This window comes from Pseudomonas syringae, from assembly GCF_002157375.1.
Lineage (GTDB): Bacteria > Pseudomonadota > Gammaproteobacteria > Pseudomonadales > Pseudomonadaceae > Aquipseudomonas > Aquipseudomonas syringae_T.
The window spans coordinates 21188-38064 of the sequence record NZ_MTSA01000015.1; the positions used below are offsets into that span (position 1 = coordinate 21188).

A 16877-nucleotide genomic window follows, 5' to 3' on the forward strand; every position below is an offset into this window, starting at 1 on the left:
TTCAAATGATTTTTCAGACAGCACGCTAGTAAGGCAAGCTGATATGCTCACGCTCCATGTCGAACACATCAGTCTCTTGTGTGGACAGTAGATCCTCAAAAGCATCACTGCCATTTTTATCTATAAATTCTTTTTCAACTTCATAAATGGCAAAACATTGTAACCAGTTTATTTTGATTTCATCAAAAATCAATTCTTCAAAATGGCCATCGTTCCATAAAAAAGGTATGGAGAAATATAAGTGAGGCATCTTGGTTTTCGGAAAGTATTCATTAACAACATTTTCCAATACTGCGCCCGGAACAACGGGCTTTCTTCTTTGTTCGATGAAGAAAGCTGCTGACGCTATCACATTTTCCCAAGCTTCAAAAGTCGTTGGAACGGCAGAGCAAAGTTCGATGCGGGTTATAAATTCTGTACCGTCTTCGTTTACTAATGGTATTTCCGATAGTCCGATAGTGCCTATTGATTTGATACCTGGCTCTATAGTATCGAACGTCGTGACAATAGACATCGACCTAACTCTAGAGTCATCGTAGTACGCATGAACAGTTGGCGTGCCGCCAAAAAAATTGAGGATGTGCTTTGCTACTGTTTTTAGCTGAAGGCTGGGAGGCTTTTTCATTTAGTATCCATAGTAATCATCAGTTTCAAGCTCGCCTTTATGACTTCTGTTGGAAGATGGCAGCTCGGGCCGGTAATGCTCTACTTCATTATACTCGTCTAGAAATTGCTTTCTACTGATACCTCTGGCTTCTGCGCTACGTACGTGCTTCCAGTGCTCGAAACCGGGCTTGTGTCCCATATCCCACGGTTCGTCAAATTTCATAGGCTTTTCAAGCAGTGGATCTCTGACTATACCGTCAGGACTTTCTTTTTCGGCATTTTCCCATACTGTCTTGCGAACATTTTTTCTGAACTTTCCACGGCTATAATTCGTATTCGACGGTGCGGAAGTTTTATTGTTTGACAGCGCGGAAGGTTTATTGTTTGCAGTCTTAGATTTTACTTGAATATTACCTAGGTTTGAACCTAAACCTTGAACTTTAACCTCATATCTAGCATCAAACCACTTCCCGCCTTTAACACCCAAACCGCCGCCCAGCAGGGCGCCGCCGAAGGCCATGAGCTTTTGCCTATCCGATCCTTCACCGAACAACTTGCCGCCAGCCCAGTTGCCAATTGTGCCCCCAGCGATACCGCCTACAAATCCTGCAATTACAACAGCTGGGCTTGCCAGCACAAAAGCACTTGCTAGGCCAATGAGCAAAATGCCTCTTTCAAGCAGCACCGGCACTTCAGGACTTATCGCGTCAGTAGTCTCCGTTTCGCCGCCAATAAAGACATTATTCGAACCAGAGCTAATCTTTGCATCACATTCTGTGCGGTCGTTTACTCGGGCTGCAGGATAGCCATTGATGTAAACAGTGCTGCTACCTTGTGCTAAAACTTTTGGGCCGGGTCCATGATCATCGCACCTCGCCTTATCAACATGCGCTCTTGCTGCCGCCTTGCCATTGATGTTCACGTTACTGGAGCCACTTATAATTTGGCCAGTTTGGTGGCTGCAGAAAGACATGCTTCCTACCAGTTGTCCTATACCTGCGCCAGTTGCTGCTGCCGCGCCGACTATCGCAACGGCAGCCAACCCACCCGTGCCAACAATCAACGCTGCTCCAATAGCGCCGATAGCAAACCCTGCAAGCAGTCCTGTCAGCGACCCAGTATGCTCAATCGGATCGTTTAGGCGTGCAGCGGCGCTCATACTTGTTCCACCGCCTCACCTGCCAAGGGAGTCTGACGTAGCTCCAGTGTGTGGACCACCGAATAGAATGCACTCCTTTCTTCAGGTGTCATCCCGTTCGGATGATTGCTGGTCGCTGTAATTTGCATCAACAATGGATGTCCTTGCTCATCTTGATGAAGGAAAATCAATTGCAGCTGGTGTACGGGGAGTCCTTGCTGCCGCCATTTGAATTCAATACGCCGTGCTTCTATACCAGCAACCTCCGCAGGGCAGAGCGGTTCAACCCATTCCAGATGAGATAATGCTTTTTTCAGATCATCCAACAGCATCTGAGACATGGTTTCAAGATCGGCATTATCCTCAATTGGGGTCCGCCCGATGACTACAGATAAAGGACTAGGTCCGATATCTGTCAATGTGAACACGTGAAAGGTCTTATCCTTGAAGCCTTGGGGGCGAATAAAACTCAGCTCATTGGTATGAAAGCGTTTAGGCACTGGAATAGCATCAAGCGCCTCTTGGGCAAGGCGTTCCTCTTCCAGACGCTTTTCCTCACGAATGCGGTTCTCTGATAGACGATCATAAAAACTTGTACGGCCATCCGTTCGTTGACGCATGCGGCTACTCCTGTCGGTCGCTTATTTGTTTAGGTTGATTTTGGTAGTGCCGTCTATATTTACTGTGATACCGGACAGCGTAATGGTCCCATCAGCGTTCATCACGAGCTTGCTGGAGCCCACCTCAAGCGTGATGGATGTGGCCGATTTTATTTTTACTTCACCCTTATCGACTGTCACAAAATACGAGCCTTCTTGGACAGCGATGCTTGTCTCCAGCTTTATAGTTTCGGAGTGCATGCCCTCCACTTTAATGGTCCGGTTACCTCCGACAGTGTGGCTCTCATCTACCTCGATATCGGTGTCCAGATTGCGCTCGGCGTGCAGGCTTACCTGCTCTGCGCCAGCCTTGTCCTCAAAGCGAAAGAAGTTGGCGTTTCCGCCATGTCCTTTCGTGGAACGAGTCAGGAAACCGCTCTGTGTCTTGTTGGCTGGCAAAGACCATGGCGGGGTGTTCTGGCTGTTGTAGACGCTGCCCATGATCAGAGGTCGGTCAGGGTTGCCATCAAGGAAGACCACGACAACTTCGTCGTCAACGCGCGGGATCTGAATGCTACCAAAACCGCCACTTGCGCCGGATTGAGCGACGCGGACCCAGCAGGAGCTTTTGTCGTTGTGTTCGCCTTTGCGGTCCCAGTGGAACTGAATCTTCACGCGACCCAGTTCGTCCGTGAAGATTTCTTCTCCGGGCGGACCTACGACGATAGCAGTCTGCGGACCGGAAATGACTGAACGATTGGTAGTGAGCTGTGGGCGAAAAACTATCTTCTTGCGTACGCAAGAGAAGGTGTTCTGGTAACTGGCTTGCTGACCGTTCAGGTAATTGTTGTGGCCTTCGCTATCCACAAGAACTAGCAGGAACTGACGGTCTTCAGGTGAACCTTGATCGTGGTCGTAATGCTGGAGTAATTCAAAGGTGTAGCCAGGCTTCATCGCGCGACAGTTACTCGCGCCTCGAAAGCTCTTGCCTCTCAATTCAAGCGCCTCAACGCGCAGACGCAGCAGCGCCTCGCCTTCATCGTAGGTGCCGTGGGTGTACTGACCGGGGAAGTCGTATACTTCGAAGTTCTCGACATCACCTTGTTTGTTCAGGCTGTTCATGGCAACCGGCAACCTGTTGTTCGGCTGACGGTAGTCGAAGGTCTGAACCGCTATTTTTCCTGCCTGCAGTTTGCGATCCCCGCTCCAGTCGGTGATGGAGTCAGCTGTCTCGGTGACCGAAGCCGAGTGGAAGCGTATCTGGGGCTGTTCCGGCAACGGCACCAGTGTGGTGGAGTCGTCACAGATGATCATGGTGTGGCCTTCGGCAGTATGCTCGAAGTAATAGAACATCCCTTCTTCCTCCAGCAGGCGCTGGACGAAGTTGAAGTCGGATTCGCGGTATTGAGTGATGTAGGTATAGCGCTTGAGAGGCTTGCTCAGGCGAAACTCATGCTTGGAGAACGCGGTACACATCGCGAACACTTGGGTAACGACTTCCTCAACCGTATTTCCCTGGAAGATACGTGTGTCGAAGCGGTTCTTCAGCATCGAGAACCAGGGGTTGAGCGTTGCGGTGTATTTAGCCATGCCGCCGTCGCTGCCGCCACTGGCAAAGCGCGTGAGGTAGCCAGCGATGTAGCGTGGCGAGCCATCGGCCAGTTCGATCTCGATGACCACATGTTGGCCCATCATCGACTTCAGCTCGACCCCGGAGTCCTGACACACCAACAGCAGGTCAAACTGATACGCCCGCGACAGACCTTCAGTTCCTCTGAACGACTCCAGAAGCAATTCCTGCTCGGGGTTGGCGAGGTTCTTGAATTTGAAAAGGCGCCGGTTCTGCGGCGAAAGCATCGCGGCAAGGTCCATCAACATATCTATCTCCTTGAGGGCAGGGAGGCCAGCACCGCCGGGTTTAGCGGCTAACGATTACGAGCTGACAGGTCACGGCGTAGGTCTGGAGCTTAAGTATCAATCATTTAGGGCGTTGGATTGACGTTGGCCACAGATATGCGCAAGACCCTAAACCTCCGAAAATCTCGTAGGACCAGGGCTACAGACGCGTTCCACATCACGCAATTACTGCAGCGTGCGACCATAAATTAGTGTGAAAGTGCCACTAGGTCAGTAAAATTAACCAACATCTCTCACAAAACCGTTACAGTCCTTGTCGTAAAGTACGAAAGGAAACACCGTGGTGCTGCGCCGTGTCAACCACAACCATACGGCTCAGGCGTTGGCTGTGATTAAGACGGAAAAACGCTATCTATCAGCGTCTTGATTCCACCGGCTCAGATACTCTTCAATGTGTAAATACTCAGCATTGACAATGGTTTAAGTGAAGACTCGACTTATTGGTGGCCTAAAGACATCATTGCGGTCTGTTTCGCAGATGAGAAAAATGAGCTCGCCTTGAAATTCAGCTCAAATATTCAGATCTGACAGGCGACATACGTACTGCCCAGAATACGCTGATTCGTGGCCACGCAAGGCACCGGTGCTAGCTTCCTTCAACCCAGGACTGTGACGTGTAAATGGACCTATTAGCCAATGTTCCTAGCTGGGATGACATCGAGCGAAACCTCGATGATAAATTCAATACGCTGAATCAAGCCTACAGCGATGGGCTGCAAAGCACCTATGACAGCTGGAATGGCTTCACGCGACGCGTCAATACCACCGCGACTCAAGCCTACGGATACATGGGCGGCAACCGCATTGACTATGTGAAAGCGGCCGTGAGGCTTTCCCACGATATTGTTGAGTCAGACCTCAAGCGAAAATGGGCGTCCATCGAGATCGAGCAGATCCTCCCGGTGCTGCTGCAACTGGTTAAAGAAGTGGCGATGATTCTCGGCGGCAGCGTTGCTGTCGGTGCAATCGCTGGCGGCATTGCCGGGGCTGCTTTCTTTGGCGTGGGCGCTGTGCCCGTAGCGGCAGCAGGAGCGGGCATTGGTTTACAGGTTGGCAACCTGATCTTGTTGACGCTGGGCCTCGCATCGATTGCTGAGTATTTCTACCAAGGCCTGCCTGCTTGCCTTTCTACCCTGCAGGAAGGCTTCGCCACTGCCTGGCATGCTGACGAAGGTCTGAAACCCGAGGGGCTTGACCCCACTGGTGGTTCGGCATACGAAATCCAGGAGCGCATTGATCGCGCTGCCCGCCAGCTTGCAAAGGGTCAAGAGCAACTTGTGCTGCTGCTCTTTACGGCCATCGTGACCTATATGACGCGTGGGCAGGTCAAGGCAGGCCTTATGGGCAGTATGGATAGCATCGCAGCGCGCAGTGCCAAGCTTCAGGCAGAGATTTCGAACAAGCAGTTTGCGAATTGGCTGGCGCGTAATGAGCAGAAGTTGTTGGCTCAGCCGGAATTGCAGGTCAATGGGCCGGCTCCGCTAAAGAACGTAGAACTCGATAATATGCGCGAGTTCTATGCCAAGCAAGATTCAGGCTTCGCACCATTAAAAAAACAGATCGATGAGGTTAAAACATTCAAAACTTTGGGGCTGTCCGACGAGCAAATTGCAGATTTTCTATCCACGCCCGAAGGCGGAAAACTAATAAGTAAACTCCAGGCAGCATCGCCACAAACAGATGCCACCGGTATTTATGCTCGAGCTTATGACATTGTGGCAAGCGGCTCTACAATTCCCCAAATAAAAACAGTAAATTCACCGTTAATAAAAATCGTTCCACGAGGGCAAGAGGTCACTAGCTATTCTCCATTTTTTACAACGCTAGAAGAGCTTCAAGCCGCAATGAAGTCAGGAAAAACACTTGCCGACGCATTTGGATTGCCCTTAAAAAGTGAGTCCGTCGGCTATTCGGTTTTTCAGATCGCTCCGTTAAAGCCTACAGAAGTTTTTGTGAGTAAAATAGCACCTACTACAGAGTTGGGCGGAGTGATTAACCGGACCGGTGAGGTTTTTCAATCTATAGTTCCTGATCGTGGCGAATGGGGAAGTCCCAAGCTGTTAGGTACAATATTTAACTAGAGGTTTATATGGATATCGAAAAGCTTAAACAAAAAACGCAAAAGCTGCGTGACGTGATTGAAGATTTGAGAAAGTCAGATCCCGTTGTTGAAAAGCTTCGAGCTGAGATCGAACCACTGATGAAGCTGGCCGAATCTGGCATGATAACAGTTAAGTTGCAGTGGCGAGACATTCCGGGGCGTTACCTATTTACCGAAGAGGGCTTGCAACAATATTCTCATCTTGAGCATGCTTTCGCAGAGTTCAGGATTGAGCTGACTGGTGGAGAGACTCCTTTATTACGTAAGTTGAAAAGGGAAATGGGCGAGGAGTGAAAGTGAGTTTCACGGGCAGTTAACTTTTGCTCTGTGTGGCGCACGTGCCTTGCGATCCTGATGCTGCATGACCTGCTTTCTGAGACATATAGCATATGCACCGGTGAGAATTAGCCTAGTATCCTACTGCAATTGCCATGTCTGGATTGTAATAGCTAAGCATTGGCTAATGCCTAGGATAACTGCACCATAGGCAATTAGGAGTAACATAAGTATGGATGTTAAAGCTTTGAAAATGGCAGCCACAACGCTTCGCGACAAGCTTGAATTTTATAAGCATCGCGACCCTGATGCTTCAATTTTATTGTTGAATCTTGAGGATTTGCTTTCCCGAGCAGAGCGAGGCCAAATCACTGAAATGGTAGAGCCGCGAGATATTCCAGGTTACAAGCTTTTCACTGAGACAAGTTTACAGTCATATAAAGATTTGGAGGCTGCATATACAGATTTCTATATGGAACTCATCGAGGGACGGGAGACTGAGGCCTACAAAATTTTGCTGGCCAAAATGGCTAAGGACTGAAATATCTGCGAATAGGGAATAGGCGTGATGAACAAATCAGTGCAGCTTATTTTTAGCAGGGGTAGAGGGTCGAATAAATTTTTTTTGACTGTGGCAGTTCAAATCATGAGGTGCTAAAAATTAACATAGAAAAATTGAGCTCTTCAGCAAGAATTTTAGAGGCGAAGCTAAAGGAGTATGCAAGTAAAGATGTTCAGGCGTTACATCTCTATAATGACCTCAGGGTATTGCTGGAACTAGCGAAATCAAGAAGTATTATATCACCCATACAATGGGGCAAGATTCCGGGGTGTTATCGTTTTACTGAAAACGGACTTCAGGAGTACAGCGATTTGGAAGAAGCATATGCTGTATTTTCAATTGAGATTACGGGCGGAGAACCTCCGCTCTTAAAAATACTTCGTGCAGAACGAAATCAAAAATAGCTCGTGTGTGCCGCAGTGATGAAGCATGTTATGTGTTAGGAGGAGGCCGATAATGAAGTTTGAATCCGCCATGGGATTTATACATCATGCTGTTTTACTCACCGGAGTACGTATAAGTCGCTATCCTGCGTTCCCGATATACGCACCAGTTCTAAATCAGCTTCTCTATGTAAAATCCATTTTCGAGGGTGTTGAGAAAGACAAGTCCAGACTTCACAAGCTTTCCATCGGTGCCCTTGCAGCCAAGGAGTTTGAAGAAACAGATTACGAACTGGCACGAGCCCTGATGGATGTTTTTTACATCGCGAATCAGTCAGCAAACGGACTAAAATTTAAACTGCCCACCGGCATTCTATACCGTGACTAAGGTAGCGCGTGGTTTATGTAGAGATAGCTCGGGAAGTGAAATCTAAAGAGGGAATATGAAACTTAATGACACTTTTTTAATCGTGACCTCATGCTCTCCTTGGGCATCGAGGAAACCTCAGGGCGTTTTTATTTGCCATTTCCGGTGAATAATGACTTGATCGATTACGAGGAGTATTACAAGGTTGACAAAGCCAGCTTTGATCTTTTCCACACAGACCTCATTGCTGCGGATGCTTTCGCCACGGCATGCCGCAGGAGAGAGCGGGATGATCTTTTGATCCAGAAGCCAGGCGCAAAGCGGGTAACGCCTATTTGGCCGTTAACAAGCGGTATAGACTTGGGCACCAGGCAGCAGCTTCCATACTGCTCTGCACCTTGAAAGATTATCCTGGAAGGACCCATGATCGACTTGAGAAGCCCCAACGACATGCTCGACCACTAGAGCGCTAAGATCACCTGCTGCCCCGCACCTTCCGCGCAGCTACTTCAACGCATGGATTACATAAAGATCAGCTCACAGCCCCTGACTTATATCGCGTCTCAAGGAATCTGACCCAAGTGTCCAAACCATGCCCGCAACAGCTCTACAACAAAGCCTGGCTATTTGCTTCCCATGCCCACGTCGGCCAAAAAATGACAGGCTCGGACCTTCCTTACACCACCCACGTGGCGATGGTTGCCAACGAGTTGATCTTTGCCCATCGCGAAGAGTCCGTGGGTGCGCTTGAGATAGCCTTGCCTACAGCGTTGCTGCACGACGTGCTGGAGGATACGCCGGTAACTCAGGATGAGTTGGCTGAAGCGTTCGGTGTGGAGGTCGCCTCAGCCGTGGCGTGCCTGAGCAAGAACCTGATCGTGCCGTTTTCCGAAGCACTTTATTTCGCTGGCATCGCGAGTCATTCCAAAGAAGCTGCGTCGGTCAAGTTGTGTGATCGAATCACCAATCTCCAGTCCGCACCGTCCACTTGGACGAAGGCAAAACGAGCGTCGTATTTGGTTGAGTCCTCACAGATCCTGGCAGCCTTGGGACATGCGAACGGGTATCTGCAGCAGCGGCTCATCGATACGATGGCGCGTTATCAGGCGCTTTATGTTGATGGCTTTGAAGGCTGAGTAATGACCTCTCATCATTGTCGGATCGAGAACGGGAATCTCTGGATAGAAAGTCAGCGAGTCTGCCTTCCTTACCCGGTGGACACGTTTCTGCTGTTTCAGGGGATAGTGCTAATCAGGCTTGAATCCCCGCCGGGCGAGGGCTTCAACCGGAACATCTTCGCTTTCTCGATGGCTGGCGAAGTGCTCTGGCAGATCGAGGAAAGCCCGCACGGTACGCAGGCGGACAAGCCGTTTATGAGCCTTCACTGCGACGACAACGCTCAGGTCATCGCAGGTTGCTGGAATGGTGTGACCTACTCGGTGAATGTGGAGAATGGCGAGATTCGGGTTATCCAGTTCGATAGATAACGGGGTGCCGGTCCGTCATGTAGCGGTCATCGAATATCAGGTGCCCGGCGACCTGGGCCACGAAGCGACCCACTTGAACAGCCTGCCCAGCCACCAGCGACTGCGAGCCTCGCGAATCTCGTCGATTTGCATGAAGGTGTAGGGGGTGGGCAGAGTTTCTGCTTAATGCGCAGTGTGCGTAGCCCCCTGATTGCATGTCGCTCATGCACCAATAGACCTACGCAAATAAAGAACGCGCCCAACACCGCCACCGCACTTGAGGTCAACTCCGACACAGAGCCGACAAACGCCGAGGACGCCAACATGCCAACACCTGAAATAAACCCGGCACTTAGCCTCGCGGACTTCACCGACGTCCGCGAGACTCTATTTCCAGTCACACAAAAAGGGAAGATCTTCGACGCAGAGAAGTAAATGCCGGCATAGATTGCGAGCATAGCCACGATCAAACCTGCGTTCACAGTTGCAGCTTCAGCGCCAGAAGCCCCTACGTCCTTCAGAAGCATCACATGGGCCAACCCTGCTGCGGCAAATCCGAACGAAAAGACAAATGAAGAGAGCAGGCTAAGGGTGAAACTCGTAAAGCTTTCGCACCGATAAATCAGATACAGGGTATGAATAAAAATCAGAACCGTAAGACAGCAATATAACCACCAGTAGCCAGGGAAATTGGCTGGGCCAAAAGCAGCAGAGACGATGACAAAAAAAACGCTGTTATCGCCCCCGTCTTTAAAGTAGCCGGATCCGGGTCGTACATAGTCGTCATTTTTAGAGTATCCCCAACTGCCTGATCTGAATCCCAGTGCGAAACCACCTTCTGCGCCACGTGTCTGGCTGCCTTAGACGCACGCAGCCAAGAATCGTAGGTAACTTTATCGATAACGTCTACACGCAAGCGGATTGGCGTCGATTCACGCCAACGCAATCACGTATCCGATTCCGGGTTGCTCAACTGGTCATACCTGTTACGGAACAGACTGCGATTGTCGCTCGGTTTGACGTCTGGGTGCGAAGCGCCTTCGTGGCGGTGAAGCCCCCGGGTACCCGAATCGGTGTTGGGATCGTTGACAACGATGATTGGGCGCATATTGGCTTCCCTATGACTAATGGCTCCATGCCTGCCCAAATGAGAGGTAGGATTTACAAACGGCAGACTTCAACTGTGTGAGGCGAACGCCAGGAAGCTACAAAAATCTATCAAGCCTTGAGCGTCCTCTGGTTTTAATCATCAGTACCGCCATCATTATTGCCTGTAAAAAAAGATAGGCCGAAAGCCATAAAAACGTTTCGGTCTGGTCCGAATCAACGAAAGCAACGAGGAATGCATAGCCTGCCGCGGGAAATGATAAGCAGGTCGACATGGCGTAAGAAAACCGCGACACACGGTCAAGAGGATTGTTACGCCGAATCAACGAAGCAATGGTTCTAATCGGCGCGTAGACAGTAAAAAATCCCAGCGCTAAAAAAAACAGTAATAATGCTGTAATGGCTACAGGTTCAAACATTTAAATCTCCCTGAAATAGAACCCATGTGCTCGCATTACCAACGTATCCCCTCAAAGGGATTCCAGCTCTGCTTGCCTTTCACTTCATTGAGATAATAGGCATAGTTAGTCAGCTGCCCGTAGAGCGCGTTAAATACAAAGCCGAGTGCAGAGCTGGCCTCTCTGGCGTAGCGAAAATCAAACATTTCCATCACGATGTCCGATGCGACGGACACCACCACCATGATCACGATAAAGGACAGATTCTTCTTCCACAGCCCCATGATGAACAGATAAACCGGCCCAAAAAAGAACGCAAAGAAGTTGAAGTTGATTTTCACTTTTTTCAGAAACGGCAGTTGCTTGAGCGCGGGTCTGAACCCCGGTGCGCTCGGGCCGCCGTGCGCTTCAAAAAAGGCGAAGCGTTCTTTCCATTTGTCGCTGTAGTGGCCTGATGCGTTTACCGGGTCTGACGTGTTCATTCTCTAATCCCTGATGTGTGTGAATCACGTGAATGGTCGTTCCCTGTTGCTGCGCTGGGTAAGACGCAAAATACGGGTAAATCGAGGGCGCGTCAGTCATACAGACGGACTCGTCCTGTCGTGCATTTCCCGACGGTCTGTACGTACCTTCATACAGACCGATCCTACAGATCACCCTTACTGCTTCGGCTCTTTCGTACCCAGCACATCACGAATGCTGTCCACGACGTTGCTGTCTTTGATGACATCGCTCAGCCAGCCTTCCAGCGGCATGTTGCCCCACTTGATGGCGCGCTCGATGAGGTACGGGACGGGGCTTTGCGGTTCGGTGTTTTTGAAGAACTGCGCGATGCCGGCGAGCATGGTGAAGGCTTCGTCGCGGGTGGTCGGTGTGGTGCGCAGTGGTGCGGAGGCGCTGTCCTGGCTGGTCTGGGTCATCGCGACACCTGCGGGTTGGTCGATGGCGATTTCGGGGGCGGCCTGAACGGCGGCGGCGGGGACCGGGTTCAGTTCGATGCCGCGGTCCTTGAGCAACTTCTCGGTCAGTTGCCCGGCGCGTTGCAGGATGTCGCTGAGGGTGACAAAGCTGGGCGCGTCGCGGCCGAACAGGGTGTCGGCGGTGGCCTGGAGCTGTTGGCAGGCGTAGAGGCTGGCGGCGATTTCGCTGGCTTTGAGGCGCAGGTGGTCCGAGTCGGTCAAAACCACGGAACGCTGGAAGATTTCGGCGTTGATCTTGCCTTCTTCAACAGCGGCGTGCATGGCTTTGGGGTTTTGCAGCGCCAGGTTTTCTACGTGGCGCGACTCGTCATAGCGCAACAGGCCAAAGTTTTGCCCCTGGGTAATGGGCAGCCCGCCGACGACGTCGGTCAGCGAGGTTTTCAGCCACGCCAGGCGTGCGGCACGCTCTTCTACACCGTCCTCTAACGACGGGTACAGGTCGTCCCAGAAATTTTGCAGAATCCGTTCGGCCAGGGTCAGGCCAAAGGTGATGCCGACAAAGTGGTATTTGTGCGCCAGGGCTTCGCTGAGCCAGGCGACGAGCATCAGGTCTTTGCTTTGTTCTGCAAGGCCCTTTGCAGCCAACGTGATGGTCTGATCCCAGTCCGAAGACTTCAGGTCGGTTTGCCAATCACCTTGGGTGAGGTAGTCGGGGTCTGCTCGACGAGCTTCCTTGACCTGATCGAACAGGGTGGAAAAGCTCATGTCTTCGCCGCTGCCCCCGTTGATGGGCGCCGTCAGATCGGCAAGCGAAAGGTCGTTGAGAAATTCAGACATGGTCAACTCTGATCAAGGGTAAAAGAACACCGTGCCCGGACAGACACGGTGTGAAGACGGGCCGCATGCGCGACCCGAGGTGTCACGGGCTTATGCGAATACTTTGTTCGCAGTGCGGTCCCAGCCGCCGGTAACGTTACCGCCACCCTGGCCATCGGAACGGCTCTGTTGGGTGTAGGTGGTCTTGATGCGAGCGAAGTTGAAGGTCACTTCTTCGATCGGCAGATCGCTGACCGCGTTGTCTTCGCCATGCTGGTTACCGCCAGCCACAGCCTTGACGGAAGACACGACCACTTCTTCCAGGTTGATGGTCAGGTAAGTCAGCTTGTCGCCGCCTGCACGGTTGACGTTCAGCTGGATCTTGGCGATGTGAGTGCCTTTACAGCACGCTTCGAACAGCTTCGCAGAAGCCTTGTCCACAGACTTGCGGATGCTGAAGTCGCTCAGCGCGACGCGCTCGGACGAAGCACCGCCCGAAGAGCTGGCGGTAGCGGAGGTGGCCTGGGTAGCGCCGTACTCATAGCCGAGCACTTCGATCCAGTCCTTGTGCTTGTCGTCCAGAACTTCGCCTGGGATGCCGTCGATTTGGATGTATGCATCAAATGCCATTTTCTGCTTCTCCTTTCTTCATTTAAAACCGTGACGTCTGCGGACAGCACACGGCCCTTTTGATTAACCTTCCTGAAACAATCAAGAAAGGTTTTTTACCACGGCCCCGGTTTCATGAAGACGACCCGGGCTTCGGTTTCCTGTCAGCGCGCACTCAGTTGAGTGCGCGTACTTCGATCTCTACACGCCGGTTTGGCTCCAGGCACTGAATCAACTGCGCCCTGGGTTGCTGCATATCGCATTTGACCAAAGGCTTCTCGCTGCCTTCGCCCACCGCGTCCACCAGCTCGGCGGGTACGCCCTTGCCGACCAGGTAGGTCTTGATGGTCTGCGCCCGCTGCTTGGACACCTGCATGTTGCTCTGCGGATCACCCAATTGGTCGGCGTGACCGGCAATCACGATCTTGCCGATGTTCGGCGTGCTCAGCAGCTTGCCGGCAATCGCGCTCAACTGGTTTTGACCTTCGGTTTTCAGGCTCTGGAAATCCGCACGACCAAAGGCAAACAGCGTGTCCGATTCCAGCGTGATGGTTTCGATCGCCTTCAACGACTGCGTCAGCAGACTATTAATGTAATTACGCGAACTGGATGTCAGAAAGGCGTTGTCGAGAATCCGCGGCACGTCCAGCTCATGAATCTGATCGCTGTAGAAGTTGATCTGGCGACTGGCGTACTCGTAATCCTGATTAGAGCCTGCCTCGGCATTCGCGGTGATGGTCTTGCCGGTCTGGCGCGCGATGGCCGGGTACCAGTAATCAGGCATTTTCGCTTTCAGGAAGGCCGGGTCGGCTTTCTCCCGTTGTGCGCGTGACAACATCACGTACGTGTCCAGCGTGGCCTTGCCGAACGCGGCGATGGACTGCGCACGGTTATCCGGCGGCAGCGCCTTGGGCTCGACGCTGTCCACGCCTGTGACCGGTGTCAGGTCCTTGGCATTGCGCTGATAGACTTTGATGGTGGTCAGCAGGTAAAGCGAGCGCGTCAGGTTGTCTGCGGTCGGCTTGAGCATCACCGTTTCCAGGCGATTGAAGTATCGCGTGCGCAGCAGCGGCTCGACGTCATAACCTTTGTAAAGACCCAGGCGCAGGCGCAACGGCACACCTTCGTCGTGGTGACGGCCGTAATAGAGCGACGTCCAGAAGCGCAGGCGATCCAGGGTTTGCCATTCGGTGTATTGCCCCGTGGCTTTGCTGTCGTCAGCGGCGGCTTGGGCAAGCTCGGTGGAAATCGACTGAATGTTGTCCTTGTTGTTCCAGTACGACCAGCCCCACAGGCTGCACAGCAGCAAGGCAACCAGGCTTGCACCGCCAACCCACGCTGCTTTGCGACGACGCTCGCGATGGTTGGTGGTGTACAGCGCCACCAGATGCTGATCGGGGATGATCACTTTGCGGAACAGGCTGTTGATGAACAGCGGGTGAGGCTGCGCATTGCCGTCGACGCTGTCCTGCTCGCTTTCCAGCTGGAATCGCTCGGTGACCTGACGGGTGTGTCCGCCCATTTCCGGCTGATCGGCGTCCAGTGCGCTGGTGAAGTAGAAACCGCGCAGCATTTCGGCGCTCTGGTACGGGTTGGCGCGCAGCAGAGCATCGACGAACAGCCGAAGCCGCGGTTTCAACGCTTCCAGCTCCAGCGGGAACCGGTACACCGCAGTGTCCTGACGCGTGATCTGGATGTCCTGAAGGACCAGTTGCTGGTTCGCCACTTCTTTCCAGTAACTGATCAGCTCTTCCATCGCCACGCCGAAACGCTGGCCCCAGTCGGCCTGCTCGTAGCCCTTGTGCGCGAAGGTCTTGCCCATCACCTCGCCACGCGCCACATCGTCCAGTTGGCGATAAAACGGCACAAAGCCCGGCACCAGATCGCACTTGGTGAACACCAGGTACACCGGCAGGCGCACTTCCAGCAGGGCGTGGGTTTCCTGAATCCGCTCGCGCAGACGCTTGGCAATGCGCTCTTGATCCTCGACCGAGGATTGCAGGATGTCGTGAATGCTGACCGTGACAATCAAACCGTTGAGCGGCCTGCGCTGGCGATGCTGACGCAGCAGTTGCAGGAACGCCCGCCATTTGCCGGCCTCTTCCTGGTCGTTCATGTAGCGGCCAGCGGTGTCCAGCAGTACGGCTTCGGAGCTGAAGAACCAGTCGCAGTTGCGTGTGCCGCCCAGCCCGGCGACGCGTGCGCCTTCGCGTTCGGCGTAAGGGAAGTTGAGGCCTGACTGATACAGCATGGTGCTTTTGCCCGCCGCGGGCTGGCCGACCACCAGATACCAGGGCAGGGCATAGAGCGCGTCTTTGGCGTTGGAGCCGTTCGGCTTGTTGCTCTGCAGGCGCTCGATGCTTTGCAGCAGGCGCTCGCGCAGCAGGCTGATCTCTTCGCGATCCGCCGGGCTTGCATTGAGCACGGCCTGATCGGCGTCGTCGCGCAGCAGGCCTTCAAGGTTCTGATGCTGAGACACGCCGCGATACAGCAGCAGAACGTAAGCAGCCGACAGCAGCAGAAACAGGCCGATACCTGTCAGCAAGCTGTTCATCGAGCTGAAGCCCAAGGCTCGGCCGATGCTCCAGACGATAAAAATCGCCAGGAAAAAGCAGACCCCGAGGATGTAGGGCTGATAGCGCAGGAAGTAATACTTGATTTTGTTCATACGGACTTCAAATCCAGCACATCGACAAAACGGTCGATAACGTCATAAAGAGGGCGGTCTATGTCCGGAAACACATGGCTTTGGTGGTGTTCGTCGAACGCGTCGAAAGGTGCCAGCACGTCATAGTTCTCCGAATGTGTACCCACGCCCGTCACCACGCGGTATACGCCTGTGGTGTTGCGGGACGGAAAGCAGAACAGCCTGGGGCGCATGAAATCATCCGCCAGAATGCTGATCTGCGGCACAGCCTTGTTTACATTGAGACGCGACAACCAGTGGACCCACAAATCTGCTGTTGGGTTCTTCAAGCCACGTTCGGCAGGCAGCGGCAGAGAAATCCCGATAGGCGAGTTATGGGACGGGCGACTCAGCGCTTGCAGTCGTGTAAGCACGGCATTGCTGATGAACTCCGGGTAGGAACTCTCCAGCGAGGTCGCGATGTCACGCAAGGTGAAGTTCACCAGAAACTTTTCATGCACGCGGCGGAACAGTTCAAAGTCCTGACCTTGCAATGGACGCAAGGCCCGTATGCGGTCGAACAGCACTGCCGTGCCTTCCCCTTGCGCCGCCATGTGCAGCAGCGGCTTGATCTGCCCGGCGAACAGTTCGCTCAGGGTGAACGGGTTCACAAACACACCGGCGTCGCTGGCTTTCACCGTTTGAAAGATGAAAAACGGGTAGCGTCGCGCGCTGGAGTCCCGGGAACTGATCAAACCGCCCACCAGCCAGTTGCCGCTGCGCGCCCGGTAACTGAAGAAACACACCGGCAACCGGTCGAACAGCGTGCGCCAGTCTTCGCGGTGCTGCATGTCGGCGAGAGCGCCCTGCAGCCACGCGTCGAATTCGCAGGCTTCGTCACTGGCACCATGCAGGCTGACGAAATCTGCGCTTGCGGGTACTTTTCCGAAGCAGCCAATCATCGGCTGCCCTCCAGGTCCGGCATG

17 protein-coding genes and 1 pseudogene are annotated in these 16877 nt (G+C 52.8%); 7 read left to right on the plus strand and 11 right to left on the minus strand.

Annotated elements, in window-relative coordinates; genetic code table 11:
* Positions 1–25 precede the first annotated feature (25 nt).
* The 4 genes from BW686_RS19005 to BW686_RS19020 are packed head-to-tail and all read right to left on the minus strand — an operon-like array spanning position 26 to position 4221.
* Positions 26–625, minus strand: coding sequence for a suppressor of fused domain protein (locus tag BW686_RS19005; RefSeq protein WP_084919060.1), 600 nt, complete (start codon positions 623–625; stop codon positions 26–28).
* A complete protein-coding gene (locus BW686_RS19010) occupies positions 626–1765 on the minus strand; it encodes a GH-E family nuclease (RefSeq protein ID WP_084919061.1) in 1140 nt (379 codons plus the stop codon).
* Complete coding sequence (locus BW686_RS19015) at positions 1762–2364, minus strand: DcrB-related protein (RefSeq protein WP_084919062.1); 603 nt, start codon at positions 2362–2364, stop codon at positions 1762–1764. The genes BW686_RS19010 and BW686_RS19015 overlap by 4 nt, the downstream gene beginning before the upstream one ends.
* A gap of 21 nt (positions 2365–2385) precedes the next feature.
* Complete coding sequence (locus tag BW686_RS19020; RefSeq protein ID WP_084919063.1) at positions 2386–4221, minus strand: type VI secretion system Vgr family protein; 1836 nt, start codon at positions 4219–4221, stop codon at positions 2386–2388.
* A 659-nt stretch (positions 4222–4880) separates the two neighbouring features.
* On the opposite strand from BW686_RS19020, the gene BW686_RS19025 reads away from it, so the two are divergent.
* From BW686_RS19025 to BW686_RS19065, 7 genes and pseudogenes are all read left to right on the plus strand, one after another.
* On the plus strand, positions 4881–6341 hold the full coding sequence (locus BW686_RS19025; RefSeq protein ID WP_084919064.1) for a DUF6861 domain-containing protein: 1461 nt from the start codon (positions 4881–4883) through the stop codon (positions 6339–6341).
* A gap of 8 nt (positions 6342–6349) precedes the next feature.
* Positions 6350–6655, plus strand: a complete 306-nt coding sequence (locus BW686_RS19030) for a hypothetical protein (RefSeq protein ID WP_084919065.1) — start codon at positions 6350–6352, stop codon at positions 6653–6655.
* A gap of 214 nt (positions 6656–6869) precedes the next feature.
* Positions 6870–7178 (plus strand): hypothetical protein, encoded by a 309-nt coding sequence (locus tag BW686_RS19035; protein WP_084919066.1) that lies wholly within the window; start codon positions 6870–6872, stop codon positions 7176–7178.
* Positions 7179–7655: 477 nt separating this feature from the next.
* Entirely contained in the window at positions 7656–7970 is a 315-nt protein-coding gene (locus tag BW686_RS19045) for an immunity protein Tsi6 family protein (RefSeq protein WP_084919067.1), read from the plus strand.
* A 55-nt stretch (positions 7971–8025) separates the two neighbouring features.
* Positions 8026–8351: pseudogene (locus BW686_RS27210) on the plus strand (hypothetical protein).
* Between the two features lie 179 nt (positions 8352–8530).
* The gene (locus BW686_RS19060) at positions 8531–9085 is read left to right on the plus strand and encodes an HD domain-containing protein (protein WP_084919069.1); all 555 of its coding nucleotides are present in this window, start codon (positions 8531–8533) and stop codon (positions 9083–9085) included.
* Positions 9086–9088: 3 nt separating this feature from the next.
* The gene (locus tag BW686_RS19065; protein WP_084919070.1) at positions 9089–9436 is read left to right on the plus strand and encodes a hypothetical protein; all 348 of its coding nucleotides are present in this window, start codon (positions 9089–9091) and stop codon (positions 9434–9436) included.
* A gap of 925 nt (positions 9437–10361) precedes the next feature.
* On the opposite strand, the gene BW686_RS26910 is transcribed toward BW686_RS19065, so the two are convergent.
* From BW686_RS26910 to tagF, 7 genes are all read right to left on the minus strand, one after another.
* Positions 10362–10523 (minus strand): hypothetical protein, encoded by a 162-nt coding sequence (locus BW686_RS26910; RefSeq protein ID WP_179149315.1) that lies wholly within the window; start codon positions 10521–10523, stop codon positions 10362–10364.
* A gap of 97 nt (positions 10524–10620) precedes the next feature.
* Complete coding sequence (locus BW686_RS19070) at positions 10621–10941, minus strand: hypothetical protein (RefSeq protein ID WP_084919072.1); 321 nt, start codon at positions 10939–10941, stop codon at positions 10621–10623.
* A gap of 35 nt (positions 10942–10976) precedes the next feature.
* Entirely contained in the window at positions 10977–11402 is a 426-nt protein-coding gene (locus tag BW686_RS19075) for a DUF2628 domain-containing protein (protein ID WP_084919073.1), read from the minus strand.
* Positions 11403–11579: 177 nt separating this feature from the next.
* Positions 11580–12677 carry a type VI secretion system protein TssA gene (tssA, locus tag BW686_RS19080; RefSeq protein ID WP_084919074.1) on the minus strand — a complete coding sequence of 366 codons (1098 nt, stop codon included), beginning with the start codon at positions 12675–12677 and terminating at the stop codon, positions 11580–11582.
* A 90-nt stretch (positions 12678–12767) separates the two neighbouring features.
* Positions 12768–13286, minus strand: a complete 519-nt coding sequence (locus BW686_RS19085) for an Hcp family type VI secretion system effector (RefSeq protein WP_084919075.1) — start codon at positions 13284–13286, stop codon at positions 12768–12770.
* Between the two features lie 154 nt (positions 13287–13440).
* Positions 13441–15933 (minus strand): type VI secretion system membrane subunit TssM, encoded by a 2493-nt coding sequence (gene tssM, locus BW686_RS19090; RefSeq protein ID WP_084919076.1) that lies wholly within the window; start codon positions 15931–15933, stop codon positions 13441–13443.
* The gene (gene tagF / locus BW686_RS19095) at positions 15930–16853 is read right to left on the minus strand and encodes a type VI secretion system-associated protein TagF (protein ID WP_084919077.1); all 924 of its coding nucleotides are present in this window, start codon (positions 16851–16853) and stop codon (positions 15930–15932) included. Before tagF ends, tssM begins: the two co-directional genes overlap by 4 nt.
* Between the last annotated feature and the right edge of the window lie 24 nt (positions 16854–16877).